This window comes from Halomonas heilongjiangensis, assembly GCF_002879645.1.
Classification (GTDB): Bacteria; Pseudomonadota; Gammaproteobacteria; order Pseudomonadales; family Halomonadaceae; genus Halomonas; species Halomonas heilongjiangensis.
Window position 1 is genome coordinate 138,073 of the sequence record NZ_PNRE01000036.1, and the last position, 21,173, is coordinate 159,245.

General features: G+C 69.3%; 18 protein-coding genes and 3 tRNA genes. 5 read left to right on the plus strand and 16 right to left on the minus strand.

Translation table 11 applies throughout. The features are described from left to right. Positions 1–13: 13 nt before the first annotated feature. The 6 genes from C1H66_RS08405 to radD form a co-directional block, all read right to left on the minus strand. Positions 14–89: transfer RNA gene (locus tag C1H66_RS08405), tRNA-Lys, on the minus strand. A 30-nt stretch (positions 90–119) separates the two neighbouring features. Beyond that, positions 120–195 (minus strand) — tRNA-Lys (locus C1H66_RS08410). A 78-nt stretch (positions 196–273) separates the two neighbouring features. Continuing rightward, the gene (gene rluB / locus C1H66_RS08415; RefSeq protein WP_102627441.1) at positions 274–1,131 is read right to left on the minus strand and encodes a 23S rRNA pseudouridine(2605) synthase RluB; all 858 of its coding nucleotides are present in this window, start codon (positions 1,129–1,131) and stop codon (positions 274–276) included. After that, positions 1,128–1,991: an SMC-Scp complex subunit ScpB gene (scpB, locus tag C1H66_RS08420; RefSeq protein ID WP_102627442.1), complete on the minus strand. Its 864-nt coding sequence runs from the start codon at positions 1,989–1,991 to the stop codon at positions 1,128–1,130. The genes rluB and scpB overlap by 4 nt, the downstream gene beginning before the upstream one ends. Beyond that, complete coding sequence (locus tag C1H66_RS08425) at positions 1,988–2,917, minus strand: segregation and condensation protein A (RefSeq protein ID WP_102627443.1); 930 nt, start codon at positions 2,915–2,917, stop codon at positions 1,988–1,990. Before C1H66_RS08425 ends, scpB begins: the two co-directional genes overlap by 4 nt. 75 nt (positions 2,918–2,992) lie before the next feature. Then, on the minus strand, positions 2,993–4,792 hold the full coding sequence (radD, locus tag C1H66_RS08430) for a DNA repair helicase RadD (protein ID WP_479723837.1): 1,800 nt from the start codon (positions 4,790–4,792) through the stop codon (positions 2,993–2,995). Positions 4,793–5,161: 369 nt separating this feature from the next. On the opposite strand from radD, the gene C1H66_RS08435 reads away from it, so the two are divergent. Then, positions 5,162–5,707 (plus strand): hypothetical protein, encoded by a 546-nt coding sequence (locus tag C1H66_RS08435; protein WP_102627444.1) that lies wholly within the window; start codon positions 5,162–5,164, stop codon positions 5,705–5,707. Between the two features lie 77 nt (positions 5,708–5,784). Here the strand turns inward: C1H66_RS08435 and purL are convergent, their stop codons facing one another. Continuing rightward, a complete protein-coding gene (gene purL / locus C1H66_RS08440; protein ID WP_102627445.1) occupies positions 5,785–9,762 on the minus strand; it encodes a phosphoribosylformylglycinamidine synthase in 3,978 nt (1,325 codons plus the stop codon). 159 nt (positions 9,763–9,921) lie between these two features. Here purL and mltF point away from each other — a divergent pair, with 159 nt between their 5' ends. Further along, on the plus strand, positions 9,922–11,385 hold the full coding sequence (gene mltF, locus C1H66_RS08445; protein WP_102627446.1) for a membrane-bound lytic murein transglycosylase MltF: 1,464 nt from the start codon (positions 9,922–9,924) through the stop codon (positions 11,383–11,385). A 6-nt stretch (positions 11,386–11,391) separates the two neighbouring features. Here mltF and tadA read toward each other — a convergent pair whose 3' ends face one another. Then, a complete protein-coding gene (tadA, locus tag C1H66_RS08450) occupies positions 11,392–11,862 on the minus strand; it encodes a tRNA adenosine(34) deaminase TadA (RefSeq protein ID WP_102627447.1) in 471 nt (156 codons plus the stop codon). A gap of 92 nt (positions 11,863–11,954) precedes the next feature. On the opposite strand from tadA, the gene C1H66_RS08455 reads away from it, so the two are divergent. Both C1H66_RS08455 and C1H66_RS08460 read left to right on the plus strand, forming a co-directional pair. Beyond that, on the plus strand, positions 11,955–12,764 hold the full coding sequence (locus C1H66_RS08455) for an acyl-CoA thioesterase (protein ID WP_102627448.1): 810 nt from the start codon (positions 11,955–11,957) through the stop codon (positions 12,762–12,764). A 62-nt stretch (positions 12,765–12,826) separates the two neighbouring features. Further along, positions 12,827–12,902, plus strand: a tRNA-Thr gene (locus C1H66_RS08460). 65 nt (positions 12,903–12,967) lie between these two features. Here C1H66_RS08460 and C1H66_RS08465 read toward each other — a convergent pair. The 5 genes from C1H66_RS08465 to C1H66_RS08485 all read right to left on the minus strand — a co-directional run bounded on the left by C1H66_RS08465 (position 12,968) and on the right by C1H66_RS08485 (position 17,462). Beyond that, complete coding sequence (locus C1H66_RS08465; RefSeq protein WP_102627449.1) at positions 12,968–13,843, minus strand: bifunctional nuclease domain-containing protein; 876 nt, start codon at positions 13,841–13,843, stop codon at positions 12,968–12,970. Between the two features lie 151 nt (positions 13,844–13,994). Next, the gene (locus C1H66_RS08470; protein ID WP_102627450.1) at positions 13,995–15,272 is read right to left on the minus strand and encodes a Y-family DNA polymerase; all 1,278 of its coding nucleotides are present in this window, start codon (positions 15,270–15,272) and stop codon (positions 13,995–13,997) included. Further along, positions 15,269–15,721 (minus strand): LexA family protein, encoded by a 453-nt coding sequence (locus tag C1H66_RS08475; RefSeq protein ID WP_276308830.1) that lies wholly within the window; start codon positions 15,719–15,721, stop codon positions 15,269–15,271. Before C1H66_RS08475 ends, C1H66_RS08470 begins: the two co-directional genes overlap by 4 nt. Before the next feature lie 123 nt (positions 15,722–15,844). Next, positions 15,845–16,132 carry a hypothetical protein gene (locus C1H66_RS08480; protein ID WP_102627452.1) on the minus strand — a complete coding sequence of 96 codons (288 nt, stop codon included), beginning with the start codon at positions 16,130–16,132 and terminating at the stop codon, positions 15,845–15,847. A 13-nt stretch (positions 16,133–16,145) separates the two neighbouring features. Continuing rightward, positions 16,146–17,462 carry a sulfite oxidase gene (locus tag C1H66_RS08485; protein ID WP_102627453.1) on the minus strand — a complete coding sequence of 439 codons (1,317 nt, stop codon included), beginning with the start codon at positions 17,460–17,462 and terminating at the stop codon, positions 16,146–16,148. 207 nt (positions 17,463–17,669) lie between these two features. Between C1H66_RS08485 and C1H66_RS08490 the strand changes: the two genes are divergently transcribed. Next, a complete protein-coding gene (locus C1H66_RS08490) occupies positions 17,670–18,950 on the plus strand; it encodes an MgtC/SapB family protein (RefSeq protein ID WP_102627454.1) in 1,281 nt (426 codons plus the stop codon). A gap of 14 nt (positions 18,951–18,964) precedes the next feature. Here the strand turns inward: C1H66_RS08490 and C1H66_RS08495 are convergent, their stop codons facing one another. The 3 genes from C1H66_RS08495 to C1H66_RS08505 form a co-directional block, all read right to left on the minus strand. Further along, positions 18,965–20,206, minus strand: coding sequence for an RNA polymerase sigma factor (locus tag C1H66_RS08495; RefSeq protein ID WP_240618252.1), 1,242 nt, complete (start codon positions 20,204–20,206; stop codon positions 18,965–18,967). A gap of 11 nt (positions 20,207–20,217) precedes the next feature. Further along, a complete protein-coding gene (locus C1H66_RS08500; protein ID WP_102627456.1) occupies positions 20,218–20,577 on the minus strand; it encodes a YciI family protein in 360 nt (119 codons plus the stop codon). A 111-nt stretch (positions 20,578–20,688) separates the two neighbouring features. Beyond that, positions 20,689–21,168 carry an SRPBCC family protein gene (locus C1H66_RS08505; protein ID WP_102627457.1) on the minus strand — a complete coding sequence of 160 codons (480 nt, stop codon included), beginning with the start codon at positions 21,166–21,168 and terminating at the stop codon, positions 20,689–20,691. Positions 21,169–21,173 lie beyond the last annotated feature (5 nt).

The following is a 21,173-nucleotide window of genomic DNA, read 5'->3' on the forward strand; positions in this document are numbered from 1 at the left end:
TTTGTTGGCAATCTGGTGGGTCGTGTAGGATTCGAACCTACGACCAATTGGTTAAAAGCCAACTGCTCTACCAACTGAGCTAACGACCCGGTGCTTGCGGACAAGCATACAGGTTCGGATGGTGGGTCGTGTAGGATTCGAACCTACGACCAATTGGTTAAAAGCCAACTGCTCTACCAACTGAGCTAACGACCCGCCCGAACGGGTGCAGATACTACTGATCCAGCCCCCTGAAAGCAAGCGCTTTTTTGCCTTTGGTCGCAGGTATCGCCCTCAGCGGCTGCGGTGGCCCTTCGGCTTGCGCATCGCCTGTACCGGCCGGCGCTTGTGCTTGTCGCGGCTCCAGCGATTCTTCTCGTCCGGGGTCAGCTCCGGCACCTTGCGCGGCGCCAGGCCGGCCTGAACCGCCAGGTCGTCGATCTCGTCCTGGGTCAGCTCCGTCCACTCGCCGGCCTTGGCCCGCTTGTCGAGGAAGATGTTGCCATAGCGCACCCGCTTGAGGCGGCTGACGGTGAGCCCCTGGGACTCCCACAGGCGACGCACCTCGCGATTGCGGCCCTCCATGATCACCACATGGAACCAGGTATTGATACCCTCGCCACCGAACTCCTGGACGTCGGTGAAGCGTGCCGGACCGTCGTCGAGCATCACCCCCTCGACCATGGCCACGATCTGCTCCCTGGCCACCTCGCCCATGACGCGCACGGCGTATTCGCGCTCCACCTGGGTGGAGGGGTGCATCAGCCGGTTGGCCAGCTCACCATCGGTGGTGAACAGCAGCAGGCCACTGGTGTTGATGTCGAGACGGCCGATGGCGATCCAGCGCTCGCCCTTGAGCCGCGGCAGGCGGTCGAAGACGGTACGCCGTCCTTCCGGGTCCTTGCGGGTGCAGAGCTCGCCCTCGGGCTTGTTGTACATGATCACCCGGCGCGGCACCTCCTCGGCGCCTCGCAGGGTCACCGGGCGGTCGTCGACGCTGACCCGGTCGCGCATCTCGATGCGATCGCCCAGGGTCGCGACCTTGCCGTTGACCTTGACCCGGCCATCGGCGATGGCGGTCTCCATCTCGCGGCGCGAGCCCAGCCCGGCGCGGGCCAGGACCTTCTGCAGTTTTTCGCTGGTGTTGCTCATCGGTCGTCTGTCTCACTGGATGTGGATTCCGTGCCCGGGGCAGCGTCATCATCGACGCGGCCCCGGGCACGATCGGACAGGCGGGCCTCGAGATCGGCGAAGCTCAACCCGGTCCGCTCTGACGCCTTCCCGGCGTGGTCATCGTCGGCCGTCCCGGCCGTCGGTTCGACGGCCTCGGCGGCGGCATCGGCCGCCTCGAGGCCCTCGTGATTCGTGTCGTCATCCGCCGCGAGCCCCTCGCCCTCGTCGAGGGGGGGGTCGGCCTGGGCCAGCAACGCCTCCTGGGGCGGCGGTGGCGTGTCCTCCTCGAAGATCGGCTCGTCGAACTCCTTGAGCTCGTGCATCGGTGGCAGCTCGTCGAGGGTCTTGAGGCCGAAGTCGTCGAGGAAACTCCGGGTGGTGGCATAGACCGCCGGCCGCCCCGGCACGTCGCGGTGCCCCACCACGCGGATCCAGCCGCGCTCGAGCAGGGTGCGCACGATCGAGCCGCTCACCGTGACCCCGCGCACCTCCTCGATGTCGCCGCGGGTCACCGGCTGGCGGTAGGCGATCAGCGCCAGGGTCTCGAGCAGTGCCCGGGAATAGCGCTGGGGCCGCTCGTCCCACAGCCGCGAGACCCACGCCGAGAGCCGCGGGCGGATACGCAGCTGGTAGCCCGAGGCGGTCTCGATCAGTTCCATGGCGCCGCGCTCGTGGCGAATGCCGAGCCGCTCCAGCGCCTCGCGCAGGGCGCGTCGCGGCGGGCGCTCGTGATCGTCGAAGAGCGCCTCCAGCCGGTCGAGGCCCAGCGGCTCCCCGGCGGCCAGCAGCGCCGCCTCGAGGATCTCGTCCAGGGCATCGGGAAATTCCATGGCGGTCATGCCGGCGCGCCCCCGTCATCGTCCTCGAAGGGGCTCTCGCCGCCCGCGTCATCCTCCGCCGCGAAGACGTCCTCCTCATCCGCCGCCAGCACCGCCCGGGCCCGCACATGGATCGGTGACAGCGGAGCGTTCTGCACGATCTCGATCATCGCCTCCTTGGCCAGCTCGAGGATCGCCATGAAGGTCACCACCACCCCGGCCCGGCCCTCCTCCAGGGTGAACAGCGCCTCGAAGGGGGTGAAGTGCTCGTGGTTCAGCCGCTCCATGATCCGCAGCATCCGCTCCCGGGTCGAGAGCACCTCGCGGCTGATCTGGTGCGCCTGGTTGAGCTCGGCGCGACGCAGGATGCCGGCCAGCGCGCCGAGCAGCTCGTCGAGCGCGACGTCGGGGTGGATCACCCGGGTCTCCAGCGGCGGCAGCACGGCCCGCGCCGGGAACCAGTCGCGCCCCAGGCGCGGCAGCTCGGCCAGCGCCTCGGCGGCGTTCTTGAGCTGTTCGTACTCCTGCAGGCGGCGGATCAGCTCGGCGCGCGGGTCCTCCTCGTCGTCGTCGCCACCCGCCTTCGGCGGGCGCGGCAACAGGGTGCGCGACTTGATCTCGGCGAGCATCGCCGCCATCAGCAGGTACTCCCCGGCCAGTTCGATCTCCATCGCCTTCATCAGCTCCACGTACTCGATGTACTGGCGGGTGATGGCGGCCACGTCGATGGCCAGGATATCGAGGTTCTGGCGGCGGATCAGGTAGAGCAGCAGGTCGAGCGGCCCCTCGAAGGCCTCGAGGAAGACCCGCAGCGCCTCCGGCGGAATGTAGAGGTCCTCCGGCAGCTCGGTGATCGGCTCGTCGAACAGTCGTCCCAGCGCCACGGCCGGCTCGGCGGCCGGCGGCGCGACACTCTGGGGCGCTGCTGTCTGGGGCGTTTCGCTCACGCGTGGCCTGGCCTCTCGACGAATCGGCGGATGATCGATCCGTCAGTTTATCAACTCCTCGCCATCGGGGGTAATTCAGCCGGCCTCGGCCGCTCTTCTATGGCGACCGGTGTAGTCGAAGAGCTTCTCGCGCACCTGCCAGTGGCGGCCCACCTGGCGGCCCACCACGAAGTCCGGGGCACGCAGCCGCCGCTCCCCCTCGATCACCGCCTCGGGCGTGGTGGGCTGCCAGCGCGAGCCCGGCGCACGCAGGTGCTCGTGCAGGAAGACCGCGGCGAAGGCGTGACGCTGGGCCGGCGTCTCCAGGGCGAACCACTCGGCGAGCGTGGCGCCGTCCTCGTCGTGATAGGTCACCTTCAGGCGGGGCAGGCCGCGGCCGTTGGTGGTCGCCTCGAGCTGCATGCCGCTGACCCGCAGCACTCGGGCGTCCTTCAGGCGCAGCGCCTCCCGCAGCTTGTCGTCGGCGTCGACCAGCAGCGTCTGGCAGCCATGGCAGCGCCGGGCGGCGATATCGTTCTCGGCGCCACAGCCGTCGCACACCTTGAAACGATAACGGAAGTCGCATTGCCGGCGCTTGCCGCTCTCCTCCTCGACCAGGCCCTGGCAGCGGCGGCCGAAGTGCTCGATCACGAACTCCCCCTCGCGCCGGCCCCAGAACAGGTTGGCGTGGCCGCAGGCGGGGCACGCGACCTGCACCGGCTCGGTGTCGCCGGCGGGCCTGGGGCTGCCCACCTCGGGGGCATAGAGGTCCCAGGGGTTGCCGGCATAGTCGAGGATCAGGCAGTCGGCCTTGCCCGGGGCGAGGCGCAGGCCGCGGCCGACGATCTGCTGGTAGAGGCTCACCGACTCGGTGGGACGCAGGATGGCGATCAGGTCCACATGGGGGGCGTCGAAGCCGGTGGTCAGCACCGCCACGTTGACCAGGTACTTGAGCCGCTGCGCCTTGAAGGCGGCAATGATTGCCTCGCGCTCGGCGCCGGGCGTCGCCCCGGTGACCAGCGCCGCCTCGTGGGCCGGCAGGTAGCCGAGGACCTCCTCGGCGTGGGCCACCGTGGCGGCGAACAGCATCACGCCCCGGCGCTCGCGGGCACGCTCGACCACCTCGGCGATGATGCCCGGCGTGGCACGGTGGCCCGCCACCACCCGGTTGAGCTCCTCCTCGCGGAACAGTCCACCGTCGGACGAGGGCACGAGCCGCGAGAAGTCGTAGCGCATCTCTTGTCCGTCCTTGAAAAGGGCGGCATCGATCCGCGTCGGTGTCGCCAGGTAGCCCTGCTTGACCATCAGCCGCAGCGGCTGCTCGAACACGCAGTCGCGGAAGAAGCAGTCGTCGTCGCCACGCACCATGCCGTGGTGGTGGCGATGGTAGATGAAGCCCTGGCCCAGCCGATAGGGCGTCGCGGTCAACCCCAGCACCTTGAGGCGCGGATTGCAGGCGTGCAGGCGGTCGATCACCCGGCGGTAGCTCGCGTCCTGGTCCAGGGCGACCCGATGACACTCGTCGATCACCAGCAGGGTGAAATCCCTGTCGTCGAAGCGCTCCAGATTGCGTACCACCGACTGTACCGAGCCGAACACCACCTGGCGGGCCGCCTCTTTGCGGCCGAGGCCGGCGCTGAAGATGTCGGCCTCGAGCCCATAGGCGAGGTACTTGGCGTGGTTCTGCTCGACCAGCTCGCGCACGTGGGCCAGCACCAGCACCCGCCCCCGCGCCAACCGCGCCAGCTCGGCGATCACCAGCGACTTGCCGCTGCCGGTGGGCAGCACCACCACCGCCGGGTCGTCGGAGCCACGGAAGTGCGCCACCACCCGGCCGACCGCCTCCCGTTGGTAGGGGCGCAGCGACGGGGGCGCGGGCATGGGTTCGGCAGGCATGGGAGACCGTAGTGACGACGCAAAGCCGCCATCTTACCCGCCACCACCGCCCCCGTCAGGGGGCAGACGCGTGGCCGACGGCCGGCAACTGTCCTGAGGCACTGATGAAGGGCTTTCGCCTTGAAGAACTTTCATCTGGAAACCCCGGCGCCTGGACTATAGTGAGCTGACCGCCAGGTATCAGACCAATGTGCTAGACGTGATGGCGATACTCATCACGTGGGTTTGATATTTCTCATCACAGAGGTATGAGATCGCCGATCAACCGGACGTTGATCGCCGACGGGCATCCCCCCGGCCGGTCGCCCTTGTTCCGCATGCGGCTGTCGGAAGACTCGATGTCACTCCTTCCTGCGAGAGGACACCGCCATGCCGACGATATCCACCCGAAGTCCCACGCCTCCCCCGCTATCCACCTGCCGCAACATCTGGCGTGTCGATCAGCTCCTGGCCCTTGCCGGCACCCACGAGTTGGCCGAGCTCACTCGCTACCGCCGCCTCGCCTTCAGCTTTCTGACCTTCAACACCGCGATCAGCCGCGTCTTGGCTGGCCTGGGTATCGAGTGCGAGATGCGCCTGAAGAAGCTGGCTCACATCGCCCAGCGGCTGGAACTGCTGTACCCGCTATCGAGCAGCGACCGCTATTACGCCATGCTGCACGCCCAGCTGAGAAAGAAGGACACCGATCCCTACCATTTCATCGGCAGCGAGGGCATGGCCATCGAAGCCCTGTCCCAGGCAATGATGGACGCCGAGGCGTCACGCCGCTTCTATGAGCAGTTGCTCGAGGCCAGCCCCGCCACCCTTCACTCCCTGCTGGCCACCATCGTCCGGCAGAAACAGGCCGAGCTTGGCGCACTCAGCGAGAGATTGACCGACGGCGATGGCCTCACCCAGCCCGCCGCCCTGTGTTAGCCCCAAGCTCCCCCTGAACGGCAAGCGGCGACCGAGGGTCGCCGCTTGCCGTTCAGGCTATCACTGCTGCCGAAGGATCATCCCAGCCAGACCCGGGCGTTGCGGAACAACCGCACCCAGGCCCCATCCCGGGTCCACTCCGCCGGTCGCCAGGAGTTGGTCACCGCGCGTACCACCCGTTCCGGGTGGGGCATCATGATGGTGACCCGCCCATCCGGCGTGGTCAGGCCGGTGATGCCGGAGGGCGAGCCATTGGGGTTGGCCGGATAGCGAGTGGTCACCTGGCCGTAGTTGTCGACGTAGCGCAGGGCCACCTGGCCACTGCCCTGTATGCGGCGCAGGTGGGCACTGTCGCGGAACTCGGCGCGCCCCTCGCCATGGGCCACGGCGATGGGCAGGCGTGAGCCCTCCATCCCGGCCAGCAGGACCGACGGGCTCTTCTCTACCTGCACCATAGCGACACGGGCCTCGAACTGCTCGGACTCGTTGCGCACGAAGCGCGGCCAGCTCTCGGCACCGGGGATCAGCTCCTTGAGCTGGGCGAGCATCTGGCAGCCGTTGCAGACGCCGAGCGCGAAGCTGTCGTCGCGGCCGAAGAAGGCCGCGAACTGCTCCCGGGCCCGGGCGTTGAACAGTACCGACTTGGCCCAGCCGCCGCCGGCCCCGAGCACATCGCCGTAGGAGAAGCCGCCGCAGGCCACCAGCCCCTGGAAGCGCGCCAGCGACACCCGCCCCTCCAGGATGTCGCTCATGTGCACGTCGACCGCCTCGAAGCCGGCGTGGTCGAAGGCCCAGGCCATCTCGAGCTGGCCGTTGACTCCCTGCTCGCGCAGCACCGCCACCGTCGGACGGGTACGGTTGATGAACGGCGCGGCGATATCCTCGTCCACCTCGAAGGTCGGGCTCGCCGAGAGGCCGGGGTCGCGGTCGTCGAGCAAGCCGTCGAACTCGCTCTTGGCACAATCGGCATTGTCACGCAGCGCCTGCATCCGGTAGCTGGTCTCGGCCCAGGTGCGCTGGGTGAGCAGCCGGGTGGTCTCGAGCAGCGGCTCCTCGAACAGGGTCACGCGCACCTGGTCATCGTAACGCGGGCGGGCGATGACGCCGCAGGTCTCGATACCCGCCGCGGCGAACTGGGCCAGCACCTCCTCGGTGTGCCGGCGGTTGACCTGGATCACCGCCCCGAGCTCCTCGGCGAACAGCGCATCGACCGCCTCGTAGGGTTCGTCGATCAACCAGTCGAGCTTGATCTCGAGGCCGGCGTGAGCGGCGAAGGCCATCTCCAGCAGGGTCACCAGCAGGCCGCCGTCACTGCGGTCGTGGTAGGCGAGCAGCTTGCCCTCGGCGTTGAGGCCCTGGATCACGGCGAAGAACGCCTTGAGGTCCTCCGGGTCGTCCAGGTCGGGGCACTCGTTGCCCACCTGGCCGTAGACCTGGGCCAGGGCCGAACCGCCCAGGCGGTTGCGGCCACCACCGAGGTCGATCAGGATCAGGTCGGACTCGTCCTGCTCGAGGTTGATCTGCGGGGTCAGGGTCTTGAGCGCATCGGTCACCGGGGCGAAGCCGGTCACCACCAGCGACAGCGGCGAGGTGACGCTCTTCTCATCGGCCTCGCCCGCCCCGTCGCCAGAGCCCTTCCGCTCCCGCCAGGCGGTGCGCATCGACATGGAGTCCTTGCCCACCGGGATGGCAATCCCGAGCGCCGGACAGAGCTCCATGCCCACCGCGTGCACGGCGTCATAGAGGGCCTGGTTCTCGCCCGGATGATCGGCGGCGCTCATCCAGTTGGCGGAGAGCTTGATGTCGCCGAGCTTGTCGATGGGAGCCGCGGCCAGGTTGGTGATCGCCTCGGCCACCGCCAGCCGAGCGCTGGCGGCGGGGTCGATCAATGCCACCGGCGGGCGCTCGCCCATCGCCATGGCCTCGCCGGCGTGGGTGTCGAAGCTGGCCGTGGTCACGGCGACGTCGGCCACCGGCACCTGCCAGGGGCCGACCATCTGGTCGCGGGCCACCTGGCCGGTGATCGAGCGGTCGCCGATCGTGATCAGGAAACCCTTCGACGCCACGGCGGGCAGTCGCAGCACCCGGTCCATGGCCTCGCGCAGGTCGAGGTTGTCGAGCATCACCCCCGGCAATTCGTTCACTTCGCGGGTGAACTCGCGCTGCATCTTCGGCGGCTTGCCGAACAGCACGCTCATCGGCAAGTCGACGGGCTGGCTGTCGAAGTGGCCGTCGCGCACTTCGAGACGGTGCGCCTCGAGCGCCTCGCCGACCACCGCATAGGGGCAACGCTCGCGGCGACACAGCGCATCGAAGGTCTCGAGATCCTCCGGCGCCACCGCCAGCACATAGCGCTCCTGGGCCTCGTTGCACCAGATCTCCAGCGGGCTCATGCCCGGCTCGGCGTTGGGCACGGCGCGCAGCTCGAACCGTCCGCCGCGCTCGCCGTCCTTGACCAGTTCCGGCAGGGCGTTGGAGAGCCCGCCGGCGCCCACGTCGTGGATGAAACGGATCGGGTTGGCCTCGCCCAGCGCCCAGCAGCGGTCGATCACCTCCTGGGCGCGCCGCTCGATCTCGGGGTTGCCGCGCTGCACCGAGGCGAAGTCGAGATCGGCACTCGACGTCCCCGAGGCCATGGAGGAGGCCGCCCCGCCACCCAGGCCGATCAGCATCGCCGGCCCGCCCATCACGATCAGCTTGCCGCCCACCGGGATCTCGCCCTTCTGCACATGGCCGTCGCGAATGTTGCCGTAGCCGCCGGCGATCATGATCGGCTTGTGGAAGCCGCGGCGCTCGATGCCGTCCGCCCCCAGGGCGTCCTGCTCGTAGCTACGGAAGTAGCCGGCGAGGTTGGGGCGGCCGAACTCGTTGTTGAAGGCGGCTCCGCCGATGGGGCCATCGAGCATGATCGTCAGTGCCGACTGCATGCGATCCGGCTTGCCGTAGTCGAAGGCTTCCCAGGGCTGCACGAACTCGGGAATGCGCAGGTTGGAGACGGTGAAGCCGGTCAGGCCCGCCTTGGGCTTGCCGCCGATACCGGTGGCACCCTCGTCGCGGATCTCGCCGCCGGCACCGGTGGCCGCTCCGGGGTGAGGCGCGATGGCGGTGGGATGGTTGTGGGTCTCGACCTTCATCAGGATCTGGATCGGCTCCTGGGAGGTGCCGTAGACGGCCTTCTCGGCGGCCTTGCCGGTGAGCGGTGCGGCGAAGAAGCGCCCTGCCTCGCAGCCCCGGATCACCGCGGCATTGTCGCTGTAGGCCGAGAGAATGTTATCGGGCGAGGCCTGGTGGGTGTTCTTGATCATCTTGAACAGCGAGTGGCTCTGCGCCTCGCCGTCGATCACCCAGTCGGCGTTGAAGATCTTGTGGCGACAGTGCTCGGAGTTGGCCTGGGCGAACATCATCAGCTCGACGTCCGCGGGGTTGCGGCCGAGCCCCCGGAAGGCATCGACCAGGTAGTCGATCTCGTCCTCGGCCAGCGCCAGGCCGAGCTCGACGTTGGCGGTTGCCAGCGCTTCCCGCCCCCCCTCGAGGATGTCGACGCTGCCCAGCGGTGCCGGCTCATGGTGAGCGAAGAGGCGGGCGGCATCGGAGGCATCGGCCAGCACCGTCTCGGTCATGCGATCGTGCAGGGTGGCCACGATCCGGTCGAAGGCCTTCTCCGACAACATGCCCTTGAGCCTGACCCGGTAGGCGATGCCACGCTCGATCCGTCGGATCTGGGCCAGACCGCAGTTGTGGGCGATGTCGGTGGCCTTGGAAGACCAGGGCGACTGGGTGCCGATGCGCGGTACCACCAGGAACAGCTGCCCATCCCGGTGAGCATCGGAACCGACGGCCGGCGGCTCGGCACTGGCGCCCTCGTCCCTGGCCCCATAGTCCAGCAACCGCTCCAGCACGGCCAGGTCGTCGCCGGCCAGCTCGCCGTCGTGGTCGACGAAATGCACATAGTCGGCGTGCAGCGACTCGACGTCGGCAACGGTGTCGCGCAGGGCGGCCAGCAGCTTGGCATGACGGAAAGCGGAGAGGGCGGGCGCGCCTCGCAGTTCGAGCATGTCTTGGAGCCTCTGAAACGGATATCTATCGGGGGGCCGCGGCCTGCGGCAACGAGCGCACATGATACTGGAAAGCGAGGGTGGCGAGAAATCGCACGGATGACAGCGTGCCCCCCGCTGGTTATGGTAACGGGTCCCCCGTCGTCATCCAGTACCCGAATGCCTGCAGCCCTGTCCGACCACTTCCGGCGCTTCCGGCGCGGCTACGCCGCCCTGGCCATCGCGCTGACCCTGGGGCTCCTGCCGGAGCACCCCGGAGTACCCGATGGCCGGCATCTGGACGAGATACTGGCGCGCGACTTCCTCAGCGTGCACACCCGCAACACCCCCACCACCTACTACGAGGGGCGACAGGGCCCTACCGGCTTCGAATACGAGCTGATGCGACGCTTCGTCGATCACCTCGGCGTCAGCCTGACCCTGGATGCCAGTCACAACATCCCGGAGGTGCTCGAGACGGTCCGGCGTGACGGCGATCTGGGTGCCGCCGCCCTGCCGCTGGACCCGACCCTGGACGGCGTGATCTTCAGCCGGCCGATCCTCGACCTGCAGCCACTGCTGGTCTACCGCCGGGGACTGCCGCCGGTGAAGCGCCTCGACGATCTGGACGGCCTGGCGATCGCCACCCTGGGCGGTTCCGGTACCGATCTGGTGCTTCGCGAACTACAGGCCGAGCACCCCGGGCTGAGTTGGCGGGAATCCATCGACCTGGAGGTGGCCGAACTGCTCGGCCTGGTCGAGAACGGCACCCTGGACGCCGCGGTGGTCTTCGACCATCAGTTCCGTCTCAACCGGCTGTTCTTCCCCGGCGTGGAGCGAGGTTTCGTACTCGGCGAGCCGCTCTCCATGGCCTGGGCCTTCCCCGCCGGACGCGGCCTTGGGCTGGTCGAGGAGGCCAACCGCTTCCTCGAGGCACTGCGGGTGGAGGGCGAGCTGGATCAGCTGGTGGCCCGCTACTTCGGTCACGACGACTATCTGGAGTACGTCGGCGCCCGCACCTTCATCACCCATGTGAACGAGCGCCTGCCGGGGTACGCCGAGCTGTTCCGCGACGCCGCGAGGGACACTCGCTTCGACTGGAAGCTGCTGGCCGCACTGGGCTATCAGGAGTCCCACTGGGACCCGGAGGCCACCTCCCCCACCGGGGTGCGCGGCTTGATGATGCTGACCCTGCCCACCGCCGGCGAGCTGGACGTCGACGACCGTCTCGATCCGGAGCAGAGCATCTCGGGCGGGGCCCGCTACCTGCGCAGCCTGAAGGACCGCCTGCCCGAGTCGATCACCGGCGACGACCGGCTGTTCATGGCCATGGCCGCCTACAACGTGGGGCTCGGGCATCTCTACGACGCCCGTGACATCGCCGAGCGGCGCGGCGGCGACCCGGATCGCTGGGCCGACGTCCGCGAGGCGCTGCCGCTGCTGCAGGAACGGGAGTGGCACAGCAAGACCCGGCACGGCTATGCCCGCGGTGGCGAGCCGGTGCTCTACGTACGCAATATCCGTCGCTACCACGAGATTCTCGCCTACATGGACCGCAGCCAGCAGCAGTTCCATCGCCTCAATGCCCGGCTGCCCGACGCCCAGGAGAGCAGCGTGTTCGAACTCGTCCCCCCGGTCATGTAGGGCGGATCAGCCGGCCTCCTCGCCTTCCCGCCGGGCAGCGAAGAACCCCCTGAGCAGCCGCGTGGCGCGTGCCGCCAGCACCCCGCCCTCCACCTCGACCCGGTGGTTGTGCCAGGGCTGGGCGAAGAGATTGGCCTTCGACTCGACCATGCCGGTGCGTGGCTCGGCGGCACCGTAGACCACCCGTGCCAGCCGCGCATGGATGATCGCCCCGGTGCACATCAGGCAGGGCTCGAGGGTCACGTAGAGGGTGCAACCGTCGAGCCGGTAATTGCCGAGCCGCGCCCCGGCGTCGCGCAGGGCGCGGATCTCGGCATGGGCGCTGGGGTCATGGCCGGAGACCGGGGCATTGTAGCCGGCCCCGACGATCTCGCCGGCGGCGTCCACCACCACCGCGCCCACCGGCACCTCGCCGGCGGCGAGCCCCGCGCGGGCCTGATCGAGAGCCCGGTGCATGTAGAATTCGTCACTGCGCATCGGCATCGACTCCGATAGACTGAACGCCATGAAACGACCGTATGACAGCGCCGGCCTCGCGCCATGCCGGCCGCTCCTGGAGGATAGCGACAATGTCTGACGCCCTGAATGCCCTGGTGGACCTGCTCGGCCTGGAGGCTCTCGAAGAAAACCTGTTCCGCGGCACCAGCCAGGATCTCGGGCTACCCCAACTGTTCGGCGGCCAGGTGCTGGGGCAGGCCCTGTCGGCCGCCAGCCAGACCGTCGACCCGGCGCGGCGCGCCCACTCGCTGCACGGTTACTTCCTGCGCCCCGGCGACGCCCATCGCCCGGTAGTCTATCAGGTCGATGCGGTACGCGACGGCGGCAGCTTCACCACCCGCCGGGTCACCGCCATCCAGAAGGGGCGACCGATCTTCTTCTGCAGCGCCTCCTTTCAGGGCGAGGAGGCAGGCTTCACCCACCAGCCGGCGATCCCCGCGGTACCCCTCCCCGAGTCTCTGGAGAGCCCCAATGCACGGCTCGAACGCTTCCCCGGCCACCCCATCGAGTTCCTGCACCTCGGTGACGAGGCCGACCCGGGCCAGCCCGCCCGCAAGCGGCTCTGGTTCCGCCTGGCCGGCGAGCTGCCCGACGACCCGGCGCTCAACCGCTACCTGCTCGCCTACAGTTCCGACTTCAATCTGCTGACCACGGCACTGGTGCCCCACGGGATCACCTTCGGCGATCCGGCGCTGCAGATCGCCAGCCTCGACCACGCCCTGTGGTTCCACCACGACGTCAAGCTCAACGACTGGCTGCTCTACGACATGGACAGCCCCTGGGCCGGCGGTGCCCGTGGCTTTGCCCGCGGCAGCATCTACGACCGCCGCGGTCGACTGGTCGCCTCCACGGCCCAGGAGGGGCTGACGCGGCGGCGCTGAGGCACCGCCCTCTCCCCGCCACTGGCAATGCCCCGGGGTTGTCACTATCATCGCCTACGAACGCCGGTGTAGCTCAGTCGGTAGAGCAACGCACTCGTAATGCGTAGGTCGTAGGTTCGACTCCTATCACCGGCACCAGAAGACACCACGAGACAGCCGCCCGGCAGATGCCGCGCGGCTGTCTTCGTCTGCACGGGGCGCACTCAGGTCTCGATGCCCGGGGTGGCCGGTTCGCGCGCACGCGGGCGGGGCGTGGGAACATCGGTGGAGAGTTCGAGCTCGTGCTCCTCGCCTTCCTGCCAGTAGCGCAGCCGGGCATCCTCATCCTCGGGCGTGTCGCGAACCAGCTCGAGAAAGTGCATCGGGGTCTCCGGCGGCTCGCCGTTCACCTCGAGCAGCATCGACCCCGGGGCCATGCCCGCTTCCAGGGCCGGGCCGCTGACGTCGCTGACCAGCAGGCCGGTTTCTTCCGGCAACCCGAGGGCCTCGCGCAGGTCGTCGTCGAGAGGCGTGACCGTGATGCCCAGTGCCACCACCACCTGGTCGGCGAACCCTTCGTACTCGATCTCGCGAGCGGCTTCCAGCACCTGGGGGGCGACGTGGATGCTCGCCCCGGCGGTGAGGGCCAGGGCGATGGCATCGCTGGGCCGGCTGTCGATGCGCACCGGATCGTCACGCCCCGCCAGACGCAGCTCGAGCATGCCGAGGAAGGTGTTGTCGACGATGGCGTCGACATAGACCCGCTCCAGGCTCACCTCGATGCCATCGAGCACGTCGCCGAGCAGTTCGTGGGTCATCGGTCGACGGGGCCGATCGCCGCTCAGGCCTCGCAGGATGGCGCCGGCCTCCACCGGGCCGATGAAGATCGGGATCACTTCCCGGGCACCGGGTTCGCGCAGCAACACCACCGGCACGCCACCGAACCCGGCGATGCCGACGGTGGCGACTTCCACCTCGACCATGGTGTCCGGTTCGGCGGCGAGTTCCCGTGCGGCCGCCTGCCCCCAGGCAACCAGCAGCACGACGAGCAACGACAGCGCCAGGAGGCGCCGGAGCGACGGCAGAAAGGTGGGGGACATGGGCGCCTCGCGACCGCCGGCCCCGACGGTTGGGCAGGATCGTGCCGGCGGCAGAGTGAATGCCCTTTCAGCATGGCAGCCTCGTCGCCGCCGCGCCATACGGGCGGCAGGCAGCGTCACGCCGGCCGCTCGCCCTGCCCCGGCACGCTGCTCAGCCGGTCTTGACCCTCATCAATTCGTCCCAGCGGGTGGTGTAGCGCGGAGTGCGACGCTCGCAGCGCAGCGCCCAGGGGCTGTCCTGGCGAGGCAGGCCGAAGCGCACGGTATCGCGCCCCATCTCGCGGTTGAGGCGGTCCACCGTGGCCATCAGGCGCTGGCTACGGCCGCGTGTGGTCTCGCTCTGCACCTCTTCCAGCAGCGAGAGCTGGCGCGCCTGCCCACTCACCAGGTCGAGCAGCATGACGCCGCATTTCTGGTAGCGATATCCCTCGCGAAGGATCGCCGCGAGTCCACGGCCGGCGGCCTCGAGCAGGTCGCGGCTATCGGCGGAGGGCCGTGCCAGCGGCACCACCACGCTATTGCGGTACTGGGGAGCGCCCACCGGGAAGGGGCTGGTGCGCAGGAACACCTGGACGGCCCGGGCCAGGCTCCCCTGGCGGCGCAGTTTCTCGGCCGCCCGGGCGGCGTGCTGGCGCACCGCTGCCTGCAGGTCGCTCGGCTCGCCGGTCAGGCGGCCGAAGGAGCGCGACACCAGGATCCGCTGGCGCGGTTCGGCCAGATCCTCGATGTCGATGGCCGGATGGCCACGCAACTCCCAGACCAGGCGTTCCATCACCACCGAGAAGGCGCGGCGAATGCGCGCGGGGTCCGCCTGGCGTAGCTGCCAGGCCGTGTCGATGCCCATCAGCGCCAGCCGTTCACCGGTGCGGCGCGCCACGCCCCACAGCTCGACCACCGGCAGCCGTTCGAGGACATGGCGGGTCACGTCGCTGTCGGCCTCGAGCGGGCAGACGCCCTCGAAGGCGGGCTGCCGCTTGGCGAGCCGATTGGCCACCTTGGCCAGCACCCGGGTCGGCGCCACACCCACGCAGACCGGCAAACCGGTGTCGCGGCGCACCGTCTCGCGCAGCCGCTGGCCATGGGCCTCGAGGGTAGCCGGCTCGATACCGGCGAAGCCCAGGAAGCTCTCGTCGATGGAATACACCTCCACGTCCGGCGAGAACTCGGCGAGGATCGCATTCACCCGCCGCGACATGTCGCCGTAGAGCGCGTAATTGCTCGAGAGCAGCACCGCCTGGCGCCGAATGGCCGGTGGCAGCAGGTGCATCGGCGCCCCCATGGCGACGCCCAGCGCCTTGAGCTCCCGGGAGCGAGCCACTACGCAGCCGTCGTTGTTGGAGAGCACCCCCACCGGCAGCCCCTCGAGGCGCGGGGCGAAGGCGCGTTCGCAGCTGACATAGAAATCGTTGACGTCGACCAGGGCGATCACGGCGCCGCCCCCGGCAGGGCGTGGAGCACATGGGTCACCACGCCCCACACCTGGCACTCGCGTCCCTCCAGCGGGATCGGCGCAAACCGCGGATTGCTGGCCAGCAGCACGGTGCGCGCCCCGAGGCGAGCCAGCCGCTTGACGGTGGGCTCGCCGTCCACGGCGATGACGACCACCCGGCCGGGCAGCGGCTCGAGGCTACGATCGACCACCAGCAGGTCACCGTCGTGGATGCCGTCGCCGAGCATGGAGTCGCCCTCGGCGCGCACGAAGTAGGTCGAGGCCGGCCGGCGCACCACATGGGCGTGCAGGTCGATCTCGACGTCCAGATGGTCATCCGCGGGGCTGGGGAAACCGGCCCGTACCCGGCAGCCCATCAGCGGCTGCGCCCCGCCCCCGGATCCGAGGACGGCGCGACCACTCACGCACACCCGAGCAGCGAACGACATGGACATCTCCCAGAATAACTGTATCTACATACAGTATCCGGCAGTCCGTGACGCTTGGCAAATATCGCGTCACAGGGTTGTGTGCCGTGAAGCATCCCGTCCGGCCACCCTGCCGCCCGGTGTTCACTCGCGCCCGAACTGCTCGGCGAGGTAGTCCAGCACCGCCTCCCGTACCTCGGGGGCCATCTCCCACATGCCCTGCTCCTCGACCATCCAGTCGAGCACCTCGTCCCAGGTCTCCCGGGACAGGTTCTGCTGGCGGATGATCGCCGTGGAATGGCAGGCAACACAGTTCTGGTAGGTCTCGAGCCGTCCCTCCCCCTCGGGCAGGCCATCGAAGTCGTCATCGCTGGCCTGCAGCGGCACGGCCAGCGCCATGCCGAGCAGCGCGACCGGCAGGCATCGATTCATCGTCACCCCCGGGTCAGACGGCGACGACCGCGATGCGGTGCTGGGAGTTATTGAGATAGCCCCGGGGGTTCCATCCCGGCACCACCGCCGGCTGCATGTCGCCGTGGTCGTCCGTGGCCCGGGCCCACACTTCGAAGTAGCCCGGTGACGGCAGCGCGATCTCGGCACGCCAGTGCTGCCAGGCATAGGGGTTGGCCGGCTCGTCCAACTCGGCCTCCTGCCAGGTGGCACCGAAGTCGATGGAGAGGTGCATGGCCGCGACCTGGCGGTCCCCCGCCCAGGCGTGGCCACGCACCGCCAGCGCTTCGCCACTGGGCGCCTCGACCCGGGTCTGTGGATGGGTGATGACCGACTTCACCGGCATCGATTCCATCACCACCATGTCCTCGTCGGGCACCTCGGCGCCCGGCTCCACCGGATGGCGCGGTACCCGATAGGAGTGACCGGTCATGCCCTGGCCGTCATGCTCCCGGTCGCGCACCCAGATCCGGGTCACCCACTTCTGGGAGCAGGAGCCGGGCCAGCCGGGCACCAGGATCCGCAGCGGCCCACCGTGGGCCAGCGGCAGCGGCTCGCCGTTCATCTCCCAGACCAGCATGTTCTGCTCCTCCAGCGCCTTCTCGATCGGCACGCCGCGGCTGAGCGCCTCCCGCTCCGGGTCACCGGAGAGATGCGGGTCGGCGCCGTAGTGGGCGGTGTAGACCGCCGACGACCTGACGCCCGCCGCCTCGAGCACGTCCTTGAGCCGGCAACCGGTCCACTCGCCGTTGCCCACGGCCCCGATGACCCACTGGTTGCCCCGCGGCGAGGGGTTGAAGCCCGCGCGGCCGTTGCCGCCGCACTCCAGTTGGGCCTGGCGGGTGATCGTCTCGAAGCGCTCCCTGAGCTCGCCCAGGGTGATCTCGAAGGGCTCGTCGACCTCGCCGTCGACGCTCAGGGTCCAGCCGTCGGGGTCCGCTGCCTCGTCGGGCAGGCCGCCGTTGTTGCGCACGAAGAAGTGGCGGATCGGCGTGACGTCGTCGTCGAGCAGGTGCGGCGGCGTCTCCAGGTTCACCGGCCGGTCGTTGCGGATGATGATGCCCTCCTTGCCGAGGATCTCGAAGTTGCCCACCTCGTCGGCCAGCGCCGCCGGGATCAGCCCGCCGGGCATGTGCCGGGCGAAGGGAATCGAGGCGGCGCCCACCGCAGCGGTCATGGCGGCGAGTCCCGCACCCTTGAGAAAGCCTCGGCGATTGGTACCGGTGATGCGCCCGAACGTCAGCCAGTCGGCGCGTTCGGGGTCCTGGTCGTAGAGCTCGCGTAACCCTCTTGCCTTCTTGTCGTCGGACATGTCTGCCTCCAAACCGTTGTCGTCATGAGGAGTGGTCGGCAGGACATCCCTATCCAGTCGGTCCTTCTCCAGCATAGCGAGAAAATCGAGGCTCGAGCCCGGGGTTTCGCAATACAGTGAAACTCTCGCAAGCACCGCGATTGATGCCGCCCGTCGCACGGTCCACCATGAAAGCGTCGCCTCTCTGCAGGCCAGGATCCCATGCCCATGGACGAGGTCGCCAGCCAGTTCATCACTGCCAACGAGACCGCCCTCCGACTGGCGGTGGCGCTGCTGCTGGGGGCGCTGATCGGCCTCGAGCGGGGCTGGGTGGCACGGGAACAGAAGTCCGGCGAACGCATCGCCGGCATCCGTACCCATGCCCTGGTGGGGCTGCTCGGCGGCATCGCCGCGCTGCTCGCCGAACGGCTCATCGCCTGGGCCTTCCCACTGCTGTTCCTGGCCGTGGCGGCCATCGGCCTGGTGGCCTGGCGGGCCCGGGTGAGCGAATACCGCGACTACAGCATCACCGGCCTGATCGGGCTGCTGCTCACCTTCTGCTTCGGTGCCATCGCGGTGGCCATCGACCTGACCCTGGCCACCGCCTGTGCGGTGATCACCGCGGTGATCCTCGACAACAAGCGCGAGATCCACGGCCTGCTGGGCAAGCTGCAGGCCCACGAGCTCGACGCCGGTCTCAAGCTGCTGCTGATCACCGTGGTGATGCTGCCGCTACTGCCCAACCAGGGGATGGGGCCGGGCGAGGCCCTCAATCCCTACCAGATCTGGTGGATGGTGGTGCTGATCGCCTCGATCTCCTTCGTCGGTTACTTCGCCATTCGCGTCGGCGGCCCCGAGAAGGGCATCCTCTTCACCGGCCTGTTCGCCGGGCTCAGCTCTTCCACCGCCCTGACCCTGCACTTCGCCCGCCAGTCGCGCCACAACCAGGAGGTCCAGGCGATGCTGGCCGCCGGCATCCTGCTCGCCTGCGGCACCATGTTCCCGCGCATCCTGATCTACGCCGCGGTGGTCAGCCCCGGCCTGTTGCCTCGACTGCTGTTGCCGGTCACGGTGATGGGGGCGCTGCTCTATGCTCCGGCCCTCTACTTCTGGCGCACCCGGCATCGGGCGCTCAAGCTCGACCGACCGGCGCTGATCCAGAACCCGCTGGAGCTGCGCACGGCACTGCTGTTCGGCGCCCTGCTGGCGCTGATCATGCTGCTCGGCGAGTGGCTCAGGGAGTGGCTGGGCGAGGCCGGCATCTACCTGCTGGCCGCCACCTCCGGGTTGGCCGACGTCGACGCCATCACCCTGTCGCTGACCCGCATGTCGCTGGGCCGCATCGACCCCTCCACCGCGGTGCTGGGCATCGTCATCGCCGCCGCGGTGAACAACCTGGTGAAGGCCGGCCTCGCGGCCGGCTTCGGCACCCGCCGGCTCGGCCAGCGGGTCGCCCTGCCGATGCTCGCCTCGCTGCTGGCGGGGCTGGTACTGGCCTGGCTGGTCTGAGCCGGCGAACGCGCTCAATCCCGCAGGCGTTCGACCTCGGCCAGACGCCGCTCGAGGAAGCGCCGCTCTGCCGCCTGGCTCACCAGGCCCAGGGCCTCGCGGTACTGCCCGGCGGCTTCGCCGTATCGGCCCAGCCGACGCAGCAGGTCGGCCCGGGTCGCCGGCAGCAGGTGATAGCCGGGCAGGTGGATCTGCTCGAGCAGGCCAAGGCCCGTCTCCAGGCCGTCCGCCATGGCGATGGCCACGGCGCGGTTGAGGGCCACCACCGGGGTGGGCTGGAGGCCGTGGAGCAGGCTGTAGAGTGCCGCGATGCGCCGCCAGTCGGTCTCGGCCGCCGTGGGCGCCTGGGCATGCAGGGCGGCGATCGCCGCCTGGACCGTGTAAGGCCCGGCCAGCAGGGAACGCGCGTCCGGCGCGCGACCGCGCAGGGCCAGCTCGACCTGGGCGACGCCCTCGTCGATCGCCTCCCGGTCCCAGCGCGTGCGGTCCTGGTCCTCGAGCAGCACGATGTCACCGGCGGCATCGGTACGCGTCTCGCGCCGGGCGTCATGCAGCAGCATCAGCCCCAGCAGCCCCCGGGCCTCGCGTTCGGCGGGCAGCAGGCCGACCAGCAGGCGGCCGAGGCGAATCGCCTCATGGCACAGCTCGACGCGTATCAGCCGGTGGCCGTAGCTGGCGACATAGCCCTCGTTGAAGATCAGGTAGATCACCGCCAGCACCGCCTCCAGGCGCTCGGCCAGGTCGCCGTCGCCCGGTACCTCGAAGGGAATGCCTGCGTCGCGGATCTTGGCCTTGGCACGCACCAGCCGCTGGGCCAGGGTGGGCACCGGCACCATGAAGGCCCGGGCGATCTCCTCGGTGGTGAGCCCGCCCAGGGTACGCAGCGTCAGCGCCACCTGGGCGGGCCGGGACAGGGCGGGATGGCAGCAGGTGAAGATCAGCCGCAGGCTGTCCAGCGGCTCGGGATCGTCGGGATCCGCCGCCGACTCGAGCAGCAGCGCCAGGTGGGTCGTGAGCTCGCCCTGCTTGCGCTCGCGCATCTGCCGGTGGCGCAGCTGGTCGACGGCCTTGTGGCGGGCGGTGGCCGCCAGCCAGGAGACCGGGGTCGGCGGCACGCCTTCGGCCGGCCACTGCACCATGGCGGCCTCGAAGGCCGCCTGCAGGGCATCCTCGGCCAGCGCGAAATCGCCGAAGCGGCGGATCAGGCCGGCGAGCAGGCGGCCATACTCACGGCGATAGAGGGCGGCCAGATCCACCTGCGCGCCCATCACATGCGATAGGCCGGATCCACCGGCCGCACCTCGACCGCGCCCCCCACCCGCAGCGGCGGGATGCGCCGGGCCAGGGCCAGGGCCTCGTCCAGGTCACGACACTCCACCACGTGGAAGCCCCCCAGCTGTTCGCGGGCCTCGGCGAAGGGGCCGTCGAGGGTCACCACCTTGCCGTCCTGCTCGCGCAGGGTGGTGGAGGTGGCCACCGACTGCAGCCGTGCCCCGCCCCGGTAGTGGCCGCTGGTGACCATCTCCTGGATCAGCGCATGGTAGTCGTCCATCACCTCATCGCGCGATGCCTCGGGCAGCGCCTCCCACAGTGCCTCGTCGATACAGCACATCAGCATGTATTGCATGTCGAAATCTCCTCGATTGCCAAGCAGCCTAGGCGCTGCCTGCTCAAGGGTCGAGCGACGGCGGTGCGAATCGACAGCGCATCGAGGGCGCGGGTGATGTCGATGGCCGCATCACTCACGGCTGGTCCCGAGCAGCCGCACATCGAGCCACCGGGCGAGCCCGGTGGCACCGTCCTGCATCACGGCATGATGGTTCCAGGCGAACAGCGGCCCCGCGACGGGGGCCACCAGGGCCATCCAGCGCCGGACGGGACGCACCCGCCACTCGTATCGCACCCGGGTGACTCGCCCCTCCTCGGTCAACTGCCAGCGGCCGCTACCCTGCACGTCACCACTGGCGCTTCCCTCGATCGACCGGCCCGGCCGGACGCGGGTGACGCGGATCTCGAAGCGCAGGCGATAACCCAGGCGGCTCTTCCAGGTGTAGCGATACCGCCGGCCGATACCGTTGGCATCACCCGGCGCCAGCTCCTCCACCGAGCAGAGGCTCTCCCACCAGGCCGGCCAGCACGGCGAGTCGCTGATGGCCCGATACACCTCGTCGATCGGCGCCTCGAACCGCCAGGTGGTGACGAACCGGAATTCCGCCATGCTCG